The organism is Synechococcus sp. CBW1006 (genome assembly GCF_015840525.1).
Lineage (GTDB): Bacteria > Cyanobacteriota > Cyanobacteriia > PCC-6307 > Cyanobiaceae > CBW1002.
Map to the genome: position 1 here is coordinate 1179562 of NZ_CP060396.1, position 12670 is coordinate 1192231.

Genomic DNA, 12670 nt, shown 5'->3' on the forward strand with positions numbered 1-12670 from the left:
ACGCGTGTCGCCCCGTCGAGGCATTCCCACCTCCCGGGCCTACTGGGAGCTCAAGGCCGATCAACTCCTCAACCGGGTCTTCGATCCGGCCCCCACGATCGAGGTGGAGTTGTGCGACACGCCTGTGGCCGGCTCGCTGTTCAGCGCCGCCGGGGTGTCTGCGGCGGCGACCCCGATGCCTGCAGAACAGGCCGTCGCCCCTGCGATGCAGGCTGTGGAAGCCGGACTGCAGACTTCAACATCTCCAGGCTCTGTCCCGGCGCCGATGGCTGTTGTCGAACCCATGGCGGCAGCCACAGCGCCGGCGGCGGCTGCCGCCCCGATGGCTGGAGCCCCGCCAGAGCCCCCGGATGCCCCTTTGCCGCACCATCAGCTCGTCGCTGATCCCCTGGCCGCGAGCGGTCGGCGTGGCATGGTGCCGAATGCAGTCCAGATCACCCGGATTCCCTGGCACCGCCGGCTCGGCGAGTGGGTCAGTGAGCGTCCCGGCCTGGCGCTCGCTGGTTTTGGTGGCACCTGCCTGGCCATGGGAGCCAGCTCGTTGCTCCTGCTCAGCCACTGGAACGCCACCCAGCAGGCCCTGCGTCAGGAGAGAAATCTGCTGCTGGTGGAGCGGCTGCGGGCACTGGGCCCTGCCGCCACAACCACGCCGGCCGGCAACACCGACCCTGCCGAAGGCAAGCGTGGCGCTCCCCCCGAGGAGGGAGTCAGTGCATCGCTGCCGCCGCCGCCGCCCGATGAGCCCTGGATGGAGGAGCTGGCCACGTTGCCCCAGGGCGGTGCCCCCACGGCCGCGCCCCTGAGGGTGCCCGTGAGTTCCTCGATCGCCACACCTGCCCCGGCCTCCAGCGGAGGCGGTGGGGGCTCTGCTCAGGCTTCAAGCGCCAGTGCAGATGGCTCTGAGGGAGGCGGCGGCGGTGGCGATGCTCCTCAGCTCGTGGGTGTGGTGCAGATCCCCGGCCGGGGAGGTTCGGCCATCTTCCAGATGGGCGGCACCTCCACCACGGCCGGAGTGGGCGAGTCGATCGGTGGCAGTGGCTGGCGACTGCGCTCAGCCACCGGCGACAGCGCCGTGATCGAGCGTGGTGGCCAGCAACGCCGCATCAGCATCAGCAGCGGTTTCTGAGGCCAGGGTTCCGCCATCCCGGTTGGATCCTCAGTTCCTTGTCCGGCGCGGTCGATCGAAGCCTCTGCCTAGGGTGAATCTCCGGGCCTGAGGCTGTGCATGACTGGGTCCGCTCCGTTGCTGCCCTCGCCTCGGATTCTCTGGCAGGCCCCGTATCAGGACGTGGTGGAGGCAACGGCGGGCCTGGATGCTGCCGCCACCCAGCCGCTCACCGGGCCCTGGAAGTTGCTGTTGCTCGGCGATGGCAGCCCGACCCGCCATCTGAAGTTGCTTACGGGTACGCCCGTGCAGGTGGAGCTGATTGCCATGGCAGCCGAGCCCGAACAGCCAGCTGGCGCCCATCCCCCGGCTGAGGTGGCTGAACTGGCCCCTCCCCTGTTGCGCCGCCAGGTGTGGCTGCGTTGCGGCGCCCATACCCTGGCCTGGGCCGAGAGCTGGTGGAATCAGGCGGAGGCGGAAGCCCATCTCCAGGATCGGCGCCTGCCCATCTGGCGCAGCCTCACCACTAACCGTGCGGAGCTGTTCCGGGAGGTGGATGGCCTGGCCCGTGTGGAGGCTCCCTGGCTGGAGCGGGGCTTCGGGGTGGCGGGACCGTTCTGGAGCCGCCATTACCGCTTCTTTCGCGGAGGTCAGGAACTGACTGTGATCCGCGAAGTGTTCTCTCCCTTGCTGGAGCACTGGCTAGGGCCCGCTGGGACCCCGGCAGTTGGATCCTCCGCAGCGATACCCAGCCATGCCTCGGTTGCCCCCAGGCTGGCCCACAGCCTCTAACGGCGGCCGCTTCTGATGTCGATCGACCTGATGTCCATTGGCACCCTTCTGAACAACGCTTTATGAAGTTGGTAACGCGTTGTCACTGTTTGTTGTTGACAGATTGACGACCTTCGTGGCCGCCGGAGCATGTGGACGTCTGAATCGATGCCGCCATGGCCAACTCTCACTCTCGGCGCACTGGCCCGCCCTCTCCCGGCCCGGCTGTGGAATGGCTGAGCCTCACCGACCTCGGTCGCCTTTATGGCGTTTCGGCCGTGCAGACGGGGCGCATCCTGGTGGCGGCTGGCCTGCGGGAACGCAGCGGCGAGCCGACCGCGGAGGCCTTGCGACTCGGCCTGGCCGTGATGGGGCCGCCTCGCCACCACCACCACAGCGCCCTCTGGAGCCGCCAGGGTTGTGCCTCGGTGCTGGAGGGTGATGGTCTGATGCCCATGGCCCAGCGCTCCCTGGTTTCGCTCTGGGCCGACCTGCTCAGCGCCCTCCAACTGGGAGCGCCTGGAATCAGCACCTCGGCCGAGGAGATGGCCAGCGAGTTGCCCCAGGAGCTGGTGCGGCCCGTGAACCTGGCCCTGGGTCAGCTCGGCTCCAGCTTTCGGGTCCAGCCACCGAAACGCAGCGGCATGGCTCAGCCCAAAGGTGGCCGGCGCGAGAGCCTCAGGTAGCGGGGAAGGCCTTTCCAGACCCCTGGCATGATCCTGCCCACGCCAGGGCCAGGGGTGCCGCGAAACTCAGGCCAGCCGCAGGGCCTGGGCCTGCTTGCTCGCCTTGTCAAGCAGCTCGCGCAGATGGTCTTCGTCGGTGTGGCTGAGGTTGGTGCGCAGCAGCTTGGCGTGGGGGGCGTGGGTGCGCAGCCGCTCGATCACCCGATCCGGCGTGGCCTCCCGCACCAGCAGGCACAGGGCGGCACTGCCCTTGGGCAGGGTTTCGCCCAGCTCGCGCATGAAGGCGTCGTTGATGCCCAGATCCGACAGGGACCCGGAGGCGGCGCCCACCCCGGCACCCACGGCGGCGCCGAGCAGGGGATTGAGGAAGAGCAGGCCCACCAGGGTGCCCCAGAAGCCGCCGCCCAGGGCACCGGCGGCGGCCAGGTTGATCGCCTGGCGCAGGTGCACCTGGCCCTCAGCGTCGTGCTCCACCACCACGGCATCCTCCAGGGAAATCAGCTGCTCCCGCTGGATGTCCACCAGCTCCCGGCGGACCTGCTCGGCCTCCTCCACCTTCGGGAAGCTCACCACCACCAGACTGCTCATGATCTCTGCGCCAATGCAGGTTCAGGCTAAGCAGGGGGATGGGTACCGCTGGTCAGCTCTAGGGCCGGCGACGGCTGGATCGGGGCAGGGGCCGCCCGCCCGCTTCCCGCTCGATGGGCGTCGTGGGCGCCGTTGGAGTCGTGCCGGGGCTGGGACGCTGCCAGCGGGGCAGGCTGAAGTCGGCCTGATCAGGCCACTCTTCCTGGGTGTCTGGTTCGCTCCTGGGCGGCCTGGTTTCGGCTGGCCTGGCCTGGTCTGAACGGGAGTCGACCGGCTGCGAGGCGCGTGGGCCGGAGCTGGCGATCCGCGGGTTGGTGCCGGCGGATCCACCAGCCCGTTGGCGCCGGGAGATGGCCTCGAGGGGGCGCCGACCACCGGTGCCCTGTCCAGCACGGGACGCTCCCCGGTTGGAACGTCCAACCCCGGACGGTTCGGTGGTGAACGGTTCGGCGTTGAACGATCCGCCGCTGGATGCTCCGGAGCCGGAACGCCAACGGGTCGAACGCTCGTCAGGAAATCGCCCATCACCGCACCCGTCATCACGGGAGCGCGTCGCCGGCGGCTCGGGTTCAGGCCGGCGGGGGGTCGGGTCGTTCTGCTGCCAGGGTTCGCGCCAGTCGTCGTCGTTGTCATCGAGCAGCCAGTCGAGCTTGTCGCCCATCCAGCGGCCCAGGTCGTCGAGGCGTGGCCGTGAACCGGCTCGGGGGGTGGCTCCACGCCCTGACGGACGCGAGCCAGGGCGAGCCCCGGACACCCCATCCACCAGTTGCCGTCCCGCGCTCACCCAACGATCCAGCCGCTGCTCCAGCGGGTCATCGCCGCGCCGCCCACTGCCCGGCCGGGAGTTCCAACGGGGTTCGTCGCTCATCGGGCCACCTGCTCGGTTCAGCCTATCGACGCCGCCCCGCCAGCCACCGCTCCCGGCGCAGGCCCACCAGCGCGATGGTGAGACCGCCGAACTGCAGGGCCCAGAGAAAGCTGTCCATGGCGCGACCCTAGAGGCCTTGCCGAGCGGCCCCGACAGGCTCCTGGGCCGGCCTGAACACCAGCACGCAGCTGGCGTGCCAGAGCCCGTTGTGCCAGCGCTCGCAGCACTGGCGGCAGGCCAGGTTGCGGCGGCGGCGCTGGTAGCGGGCCTGCAGGCCGCAGCGGGGACAGTGGGCGATCCAGCGGGTCGCGGTGGTGGGGACCGGGAAGCTGTGGCGCAGGCTCACCACGAAGTCGTGCTGGCGGGCGTTGATCGATGCCATGCGGGCGCGGAAGTGGGGGCCATGCACTTCCCGCAGGTCGAGGATCCGGTCCACCCAGGCGTGGATCATCTCGTGGCAGAGCGTGCTCAGGGTGGCCTGGCGCGGCAGCGGTTCCAGCAGCGGGCGCGACAGCACGATCTCGCAGAGGTCGCTGCCATCGGCGCGGCGGCCACGGCGGTAGAGGCCGGCGGTACGCGACAGGCGGCCATCGCTCCAGCGCAGGGTCACCAGCGGCTGCCCGCCGGGCGCCAGGCTGCCGTCGAAATGCTCCCGGTCGAGGCGGTGGAACAGGGGCAGCAGGGGCTCCAGGGTCATGGGGTTGGTGGTCCCGCGGCGACAGTCTGACCGGCCCGTCCGTCAGACTCCGGTGCTCTGAACTGCAGCCGCGCGCACATGGACTGGGGATTGGCCCGCACGATCGGTAGCAAGGCCCTGCTGGCCGGAGCCGGCGCCCTGCTTCTGTACTGGACCATCAGTGCCGTGCGGCTGGTGATCAGCGCCAGGGGGATCAACCCGCTGATCAAGCAGTTCTTCACCCAGGTGGCCAGCGGCCAGGTGGATGGGGCCTACCTGCTCACCACCAAGAACTACCGCTCCCACGTGAACCGCCAGCAGTTCATCCGCTTCCTGGCCGGCCTGCAGCTCAACAAGTACCGCAACCTCAAGAGCGGCCGCCCCCGCATTCAGGACGGCCAGGTCATCCTCACGGTGAAGCTCAAATCCGAAGGCAACGAGGAACTGCCGCTCGACTTCACCTTCGCCAAGGTCGACGAGGCCTGGCGGGTGGACCGCATCCAGCGGCTGGCCGCGGCGTGATCGCCAGCGCAGGATGGCCGCCGTGAGCACGACGGACCCGAGGGGCGGCGCCCCCAACGGCGGTGGCGGCCCAGCCCCGGGGGCCGCGCGGCAGCGGGCCGAGGAGCTGCGGCGGCTGCTCAGCCGCGCCGCCCATGCCTATTACGTGCTCGACGCCCCCGAGATGGAGGATCCGGTCTACGACCGGCTCTACCGGGAGCTGCTGGAGCTCGAGGGGACCCATCCTGAGCTGATCACGCCGGACAGCCCGACCCAGCGCGTCGGTGGGGCCCCGGCCGAGGGGTTCGTGAGTGTGGCCCACCGCATCGGCCTGCTCAGCCTCGATAACGCCTTCTCCCTCGAGGAGCTGGAGGCCTGGTACGGACGGCTGCTCAAGGTGCTGGATCGCCAGCCCCAGCCCGGCGCTCCCCTGCCGGCCCTGGCGATGGTGGGCGAGCTCAAGATCGACGGCAACGCCCTCGCCCTCAGCTACGAGCACGGCCTGCTGGTGCGGGCCGCCACCCGTGGCGACGGCGAGCGGGGCGAGGAGATCACCGCCAACGTGCGCACGATCCAGAGCGTGCCGCTGCGGCTCCAGCTCGAGCGCCCGCCGGAGTGGGTGGAGGTGCGCGGCGAGGCCCTGATCCCCGACGCGACCTTTGCCGCGATCAATGCCGAGCGGCAGGCCCGGGGCGAGGCCCTGTTCGCCAATCCCCGCAACGCCTGCGCCGGCACCCTGCGCCAGCTGGATCCGCGGGTGGTGGCCGCCCGCCGGCTCGATTTCTTCGCTTACACCCTGCATCTGCCGGACGACTGGCAGCCCGCCGCCACTGATCCCCAGCGCCCCACCGGCCAGTGGCAGGCGCTGCAGTGGCTGCAGAGGGCCGGGTTCCGGGTGAATCCCAATGCCTCGCTTCTGAACGATCTGGCGGCGGTGGAGGCCTTCTTCGCCCAGTGGGAGGAGGGGCGCCGGCAGCTGCCTTATGCCACCGACGGCGTGGTGGTGAAGCTCAACGATCTGCGCCTGCAGGCCGATGCCGGCTTCACCCAGAAGGCACCCCGCTGGGCGATCGCGCTCAAGTACGCCGCCGAGGAGGCCCCCAGCAAGCTGCTGCGGCTGGCCTGCCAGGTGGGACGCACCGGCGTGGTGACGCCCGTGGCCGAGTTCGAGCCGGTCCCCCTGGCCGGCACCACGGTGAGCCGCGCCACCCTTCACAACGCCGACCGCCTGGCGGAGCTGGATCTCCATGCCGGCGACACGATCGTGGTGCGAAAGGCCGGCGAGATCATTCCGGAGGTGGTGCGGGTGCTGCCGGAGCTGCGGCCTGCGGCGGCTCCGCGGCTGGCCTTGCCCCAGACCTGCCCGGAATGTGGCTCGGAGCTGGTGCGGGAGGAGGGCGAGGCGGCCACCCGCTGCGTCAACAGCAGCTGCCCGGCGATCCTGCGGGGCGCCCTGCGCCACTGGGTCAGCAAGGGGGCCCTGGATGTGGACGGCCTCGGCGGCAAGCTGATCGAGCAGCTGGTGGATCGGGGCCTGGTGGCCTCGATCGCCGATCTCTACCGGCTCGATGCGGCCCTGCTGGCCAGCCTGGAGCGGATGGGCGAGAAGAGTGCCGCCAATCTGGTGGCGGCCCTGGCGGCCTCCAGAACCCAGCCCTGGCCGCGGCAGCTCTACGGGCTCGGCATCCATCACGTGGGGGAGGTGAATGCCAAGGCCCTGGCCCGCGCCTTCCCCAGTGCAACTGATCTGGCCGCCGCCGCCGCCGACAGCCCGGAGCGGATCATCGCCGTGTTCGGCATCGGCGGGGAGATCGCCCAGAGCCTGCAGCAGTGGTTCGGCACCCCGGCCAACCATGCCCTGCTGGCGGAGCTGGAGCAGCTCGGCTTCTCCCTGGCCTTCAGTGCGGCCGAGCAGCAGGCCATGGCCGGTCCCAGCGAGGGGGCCGCGGCCCTGGCGGCGCCCCTGGCTGGCTCCACCTTCGTGCTCACCGGCACCCTGCCCAGCCTCAGCCGCCGCCAGGCCCAGGAGCGGATCGAGGCCGCCGGCGGCAAGGTCACCGGCTCGGTGAGCAAGAAGACCAGCTACGTGGTGGCCGGCGAGGAGGCCGGCAGCAAGCTGGCCAAGGCGGAAAGCCTCGGAGTGGCGGTGCTGGATGAAGCGGCTCTGCTGGCCCTGCTGGCCGAAGCATGAAAAAGGGCCCAGCTGGGGGCCCTCAACATCATCGGCGTGTCACCCGAAGGCTCAGAGCACGCCGGTGTCCTGGATCAGGTTGAGCTGGCCACCCTGCACAAGGTTGCCGTTCTCGCCGATGTTGCCGTCGCGCAGGCTGTGGGCCTGTACGTCGGCCAGGAAACTGGTGCCGGGGGGCTGGTTGTAGAGGGTGGAGACATCAAGAATCCCGGAGGATTCCCAGTTGCCCGGATCGGTAGCGCTGGGGTCGGTCTGGCCGTAGTCGGTAGGGACTGCGGTCCGATCGATCTGGGCCCAGCGTTCAGTGGAGGCCTGGCCCGTGATGGAATCTGTCTCGGTGGGGCTCACCTTCCAGATCGAGGCCTCTTCCTGGGCGAAGTAAGGCGCAGGCACCGAGCGATCTTCCTGCACATAGATTGACCCATCAGCCGACCAGGTGAGGTTGTCGGGGCTGCGGATGATCGTGGCACCGAAGGCGGCCTGTTCTTCGGGCGTATCGATCGCACTCCCGTTGGTAGTCTCCCAATCAGAAATTTCCCGATCGCCGTCATAAATTACGGTCAGATTGGTGCTGTTGTTTCCCGCAACAATCTCTCCATCAGGATTGAAAGCACCGCTGAGATCCAGGGTGATCAGGTTGCCGAAGCTGTCGGCCCCAGCAAAGGCCGAATTGCCGGTGGTGGCGAACACCACGTGCTGGCCATTGGTGGGATTGATGCTGGCGTCCTCCAGGCGGCTGAGCTGGAGCGCCCCGAGGGCGTTGGCGTTGGCTCGCAGGGTGGCCTCATCCCAGCTGGCCACTGTGGAGCCGTCGCCCACCAGCTCCCAGCTGCCGGCGGCGGCGGTGCCCAGGGCCAGGTCATTGAGGTCAGCGGAATCGGGTACAGCCACCGGATTGTCGACATCATCATCCGTGTAGTCCTGCTCGACCAGGCCAGCATCCGTGCCAATGCTGCCACCCGTCGGAACCCAGGTGTAGACATTGCCCTGGCTCGCCGCCAGGCCGTTGCGTTCCAGGAAAGAGGCCGCCGGATCCACCGACTTGCTGCCCACCCACAGATAGAGGGGGGAGGTGTTGTCATCCATCAGGATCACAGCCACGGTGTTCGCGCTGCCCGTGTCCACCTGCACGGCGGTTTCCCAGCCACCGCGGCCCAGCCCCGGCAGGGCGTAGAGGGTTTCGGTGGCGGTGTCGAGGGCATAGAAGAGACCCTCATCCGTCTCCTCACCGGTGAGGTAGATGGAATCCACAAAGCCATGGCCGGCCCCGAAACGGTCGGCTATCTCGAAACTGCCAGAACAGAAGCGATTGAAACCTCCGTTCAGCTGGGCGGCATCGGGGACCAGATTGCCGTTGGCATCCACGATGGTTGTGTAAGCGATCCCTCCAGCGATCACTGCCGACTGGTAGCCGTTGCTGGCGTCATCATCGACGTCCTTGTCAACGATCAGCTTGTGGATGCGGGCGCCGTTGAGGGCCACACCGCCCACTACATAGGGGGTGCCGGTGCCGTTGTTGAGCTCGCTGTTGGCCAGCACGGTGTAGGTGCCATCTCCGTTGTCGTAGGCGCCAAGGCCATCGAAGATGCCGGTGGGTGTGTAGACACTGGCGCCGGGCTCCAGGCCGTTGGTGAACTCACCATTGGTGATCAGACTGCTGATCTGCAGCTCGGGCCCTCCGGCCACATCCTTGAGCATCGTCTGCTCGAAGACGCCCGCACTGCCTGGGCCAGGGGTGTTGATCAGAGCACTCAGGTCGAGGATGTCCAGGGTGTTGCTGACCTCATTGGAGATCACCAACTGGCTGCGGCGGGTGGGGCTGTCCTTGGCGGGAATCACCAGCAGGCCCTCGGGGGAGAGACTGCCCTCAATCACGCTGTGGCTGACGTACTGGCCATTCGTCGGCTCACTGATGTCGAAGATGACCAGGGTGGTCTTGAGGCCACGCTCCATCCCCACGATGGCGTAAGTGCGGCCGTCTTCCTGGATGGTCGTCACCGTCTCGGGCTCCACACCCTTGGCATCACTGCGGCCGTCGTCATACGTGCCCGCTGCGAAGGCGATTGTCTGAAGGCTGTTCCCGCTGTCCCAGACAAGCTCGCCGGTCTGGGCATCAAAGATGCTCACCGAGCGACTACCAAGGGAGACGTTGGTGGGCGTGCCATCAGAGGCCAGGATGGTGTCCAGTCGGCCATTGGCGGCAGCGGGATTGCGGGCTATATCTTCATAGTCTCCGTATTCCCGGGCATCCCCTTCATTGGCGGTGATGTAGTAGGTCTTGCCTTCCACTTGGAAGGCGCTGATACCATCGGGCATGCGTAAGCCGACAAAATCCTGTCCCAGTTGGGGCAGGAAGTCCTCGCCACCGTTGCTGCCATCTCTGTCGGAGAGATCTACGGCCAACTGGCTGTAATCGACTGAGCCCAGTTCGTGAATCGCCACGATGCGGCGGGTCCTCAGATCAACTATGGCCACGCCGTTGTTTTCCTGAAGGGTGACGTAGGCTTTGTCACCGAGAATGCTGATGTACTCTGGCTCGATGTCCTGGGATGCGGTGGTGCCGTCGGGACCGGAGATGCGCAGGCCAGTGGGTAGATCCAGGCCGTCAAAGCTGAGATCCGTATAGTTGAAGCGAGGGTTGAGTCTGGAGCCCTTGATGTCGATAATGCCAATCGAGCCCGCAGGATCGATGCCGTAGTCACCGCTGGGCTGGGCCTCATTGGCGATTACCAGTTGGCGTCCATCCTTGCTGAAGGCGATGCCGTCAGGCAGATAGCCGACTTCCACATCGCGCAACTGGGTGAGTCGGCCGTTCCTCCCCATCCGGAAAAAGCGCACCAGGCCCTTGGAGGGGATGTCGTCGTAGTCCGCCGGCGTGAGGGCCACAGCCACCAGGTTTCCGTAGGCCGCCACCGAGGTGCTGTTGTAGGCACCGCCGTAGCTCCGGCGCTCCACCAGTTGCGGCGAGGCCGGATTGGTTGCATCGGTGATCTGAAGCGTTTGACCTCCCCCCGAGGAGAGCAGAAACAGCTTCTTGCCGAGTCGCACATAGGCAGAGATCTCGGTCTGGAGCTGTTCGCCAGTGGTGCCGTCTGGCGAAAGATCGAGACTGCCAAGTAAGGGATCGGCAGGGTCCGCATTGAAATGGAACCTGCGAGCAAACCTGGAAAGCTTGTCCTCAAATCGATCGAAGGAGAATGACCTCCGGCGTCCACGTCCACCATGCAGCGCTTGATTCAGACCGAAGAAGCCGTTTGATGAAGCGACCATGGATGAAATCCTAGGCTCTTGAATCTCTCAGAGGCCCCGCCTTGTGATCACTAACAACTGTTTAAGAGCCTGAAATTATTCTGGCAAAGGTGTTTGCTGACATGTCGGCTTGTGTTCCTTGATGCACTGAGCCCTGTGCTGAGCTGGATCAGAGCGATTCCAGGGCCAGAGGCGTGCCGGTGGGCCCACCCGCAGAATCCAGGAGGGAGGACAGAGAGCTGCTGAGCTCCTGTTGAGCTCTGATCACGACTGAGCGGTTGACCCATGTCGCAGACAGGACATGGTTTTTCAGCGAACTCTTAGGCCAACCTGGCGCATGCGGTCCTTGCCGCTTCTGATTTGACCGTCTCTTTGTCCGATGCCCAGACCTCCTGCCTCCTCTGCGCCCCCGCCTGTCCCTCCGGCCGTTTTCCGCTGGATCAAGACCGAGTGCGGCCGGGCCAGCTACCTGGAGCTCGCCTCGCGCCCCGGCTTGCCGGCCAGGCTGCGGCTGACCTGGTTCGTGCTGATCGCAGCGATCCGCGACTGGCCCCTGCCCGATCCGGACGCGCAGGCCGGGCCCTGAACCCGAGCAAGGATCCTGGCGCGAGGTGCTTCAGCTGGATTCCTGCTGCTCCAGCGCCCGCCGGGCCGCCCTGCCTACCACCCACACCGAGCCCACCGTGGCGATCACGCCCAGGATCCGCAGGGCCCAGGTGCCGGCATCGGCCTGGCCGTGCAGCACGTCCCCGAAGCGGGCCACGTCGCCGGCCAGGGCACCGAGGGCACAGAAGAGCACGGTGCCAGGGAGGATGCCGATCAGGCCGATGCAGTAGTCGCGCAGGCTCACCTCGCTGAGCCCGTAGGCCAGGTTCAGCAGGCTGAAGGGAAATGCCGGCGACAGGCGGGTGAGCAGCACCAGGCGCAGCCCCTCGCGGCTCACGGCCACCTCGATCGCCTGCAGCTTCGGCACCGTCGCCAGCCGCCGGCGGGCCCAGTCGCGCAGCCAGTGGCGGCCCAGCAGGAAGGCGGCCACCGCCCCGAGGCTGGCGCCCACGAACACCACCACGCTGCCCCACCAGGTGCCGTAGAGGGCGCCCGCCAGCATCGAGGCCCACACGCCGGGCAGCAGCAGCGTGACCCAGAGGGCATACAGCGGCACGAAGGCCACGGCGCCGGCGGGGGAGCGCAGGGCGGGAAGGATCTGCTCGAGCAGGCCGGAGGCATCCATGGCACGAGCCCGGGAACGCAGCATTCTGGGGACATGGACAACCCCTCCGCCACGCACTGATCAGGCGGCGGACCTCAGAGCCCCGCAAACCACTCGTAGCCCTGGTCTTCCCAGGTGCCGCGGCGCTCGCCCAGGCTGGAGGCCACCCGCAGGCCCGTGACCCACTTGCTGAGCTTGTAGCCCAGTTTGATCGGGGTGGCGATCCGCACCGGGGCCCCGTTCGCCGCCGGCAGGGGCGCGCCGTTCATGCCCGTGGCCAGCAGGGTCTGGGGGTGGAGGGCCGAGGCCCGGTCCCAGCTGGAGAAATACTGATCGGCCGAGCTGATCTCCACGTAGCCCCCCAGGGGCGAGATCCCCGCCAGGCTTAGCACATCGGCCAGGCGCACGCCCGACCAGGCCACGATCGCCGACCAGCCCTCCACGCAGACGTGGCGCATGACCAACGTGTGTTGGGGCAGGGCCGCCAGAGCCGCCAGACCCAGGCTCTGGGGACGGCTCACCAGGCCATCGACCCGCAGGCGGTAGCTGTTGGGATCAAGCCTGGGCACTCCATTGAAGCTGTTGATCAGCAGGGCAGCCGGATCCACCTGATCGGGCCGGAACAGCGGCACCGGCCCCCGACCCTGCAGCAGGGCTTCGAGACGTTCGTTCAGGGGTTGGGTGGCGTCGCCCACCGAGGAACTGAGGTCATTGAGCGCACAACCGCCCAGCAGCAGCGAGGAGCCACCGGAGATGCCCAGGCCCAGGAGCTGGCGGCGGCTGAGAACGGGTGTGCTGGGCATGGCAGGGCTCAGGCGGGCATGG

The 12670-nt window shown here is 67.8% G+C and carries 12 protein-coding genes; 6 read left to right on the forward strand and 6 right to left on the reverse strand.

Features of this window, described 5'->3' with window-relative positions; translation table 11 throughout:
* Positions 1-4 precede the first annotated feature (4 nt).
* From H8F26_RS05610 to H8F26_RS05620, 3 genes are all read left to right on the forward strand, one after another.
* Positions 5-1126, forward strand: a complete 1122-nt coding sequence (locus H8F26_RS05610; protein WP_197158119.1) for a hypothetical protein — start codon at positions 5-7, stop codon at positions 1124-1126.
* 99 nt (positions 1127-1225) lie between these two features.
* Positions 1226-1897 carry a chorismate lyase gene (locus tag H8F26_RS05615; RefSeq protein WP_197158121.1) on the forward strand — a complete coding sequence of 224 codons (672 nt, stop codon included), beginning with the start codon at positions 1226-1228 and terminating at the stop codon, positions 1895-1897.
* 155 nt (positions 1898-2052) lie between these two features.
* Entirely contained in the window at positions 2053-2562 is a 510-nt protein-coding gene (locus tag H8F26_RS05620) for a hypothetical protein (RefSeq protein ID WP_197158123.1), read from the forward strand.
* 66 nt (positions 2563-2628) lie between these two features.
* Here the strand turns inward: H8F26_RS05620 and H8F26_RS05625 are convergent, their stop codons facing one another.
* The 3 genes from H8F26_RS05625 to H8F26_RS05635 form a co-directional block, all read right to left on the reverse strand.
* On the reverse strand, positions 2629-3150 hold the full coding sequence (locus H8F26_RS05625; RefSeq protein ID WP_197158125.1) for a DUF1269 domain-containing protein: 522 nt from the start codon (positions 3148-3150) through the stop codon (positions 2629-2631).
* Between the two features lie 58 nt (positions 3151-3208).
* On the reverse strand, positions 3209-4018 hold the full coding sequence (locus H8F26_RS20095) for a hypothetical protein (RefSeq protein WP_197158127.1): 810 nt from the start codon (positions 4016-4018) through the stop codon (positions 3209-3211).
* A gap of 127 nt (positions 4019-4145) precedes the next feature.
* Positions 4146-4715 (reverse strand): SprT family zinc-dependent metalloprotease, encoded by a 570-nt coding sequence (locus H8F26_RS05635; protein WP_197158129.1) that lies wholly within the window; start codon positions 4713-4715, stop codon positions 4146-4148.
* Positions 4716-4793: 78 nt separating this feature from the next.
* Between H8F26_RS05635 and H8F26_RS05640 the strand changes: the two genes are divergently transcribed.
* Complete coding sequence (locus H8F26_RS05640; protein WP_197158131.1) at positions 4794-5216, forward strand: hypothetical protein; 423 nt, start codon at positions 4794-4796, stop codon at positions 5214-5216.
* A gap of 106 nt (positions 5217-5322) precedes the next feature.
* Complete coding sequence (ligA, locus tag H8F26_RS05645) at positions 5323-7386, forward strand: NAD-dependent DNA ligase LigA (RefSeq protein WP_231605586.1); 2064 nt, start codon at positions 5323-5325, stop codon at positions 7384-7386.
* 51 nt (positions 7387-7437) lie between these two features.
* Here the strand turns inward: ligA and H8F26_RS05650 are convergent, their stop codons facing one another.
* Positions 7438-10434 (reverse strand): choice-of-anchor I family protein, encoded by a 2997-nt coding sequence (locus H8F26_RS05650; protein WP_197158135.1) that lies wholly within the window; start codon positions 10432-10434, stop codon positions 7438-7440.
* Between the two features lie 580 nt (positions 10435-11014).
* Here H8F26_RS05650 and H8F26_RS05655 point away from each other — a divergent pair.
* Complete coding sequence (locus tag H8F26_RS05655; RefSeq protein ID WP_197158137.1) at positions 11015-11221, forward strand: hypothetical protein; 207 nt, start codon at positions 11015-11017, stop codon at positions 11219-11221.
* Positions 11222-11251: 30 nt separating this feature from the next.
* On the opposite strand, the gene H8F26_RS05660 is transcribed toward H8F26_RS05655, so the two are convergent.
* Complete coding sequence (locus H8F26_RS05660) at positions 11252-11866, reverse strand: TVP38/TMEM64 family protein (RefSeq protein ID WP_197171123.1); 615 nt, start codon at positions 11864-11866, stop codon at positions 11252-11254.
* 74 nt (positions 11867-11940) lie between these two features.
* Positions 11941-12648: a molybdopterin-dependent oxidoreductase gene (locus H8F26_RS05665; protein ID WP_197158140.1), complete on the reverse strand. Its 708-nt coding sequence runs from the start codon at positions 12646-12648 to the stop codon at positions 11941-11943.
* Positions 12649-12670: the final 22 nt, after the last annotated feature.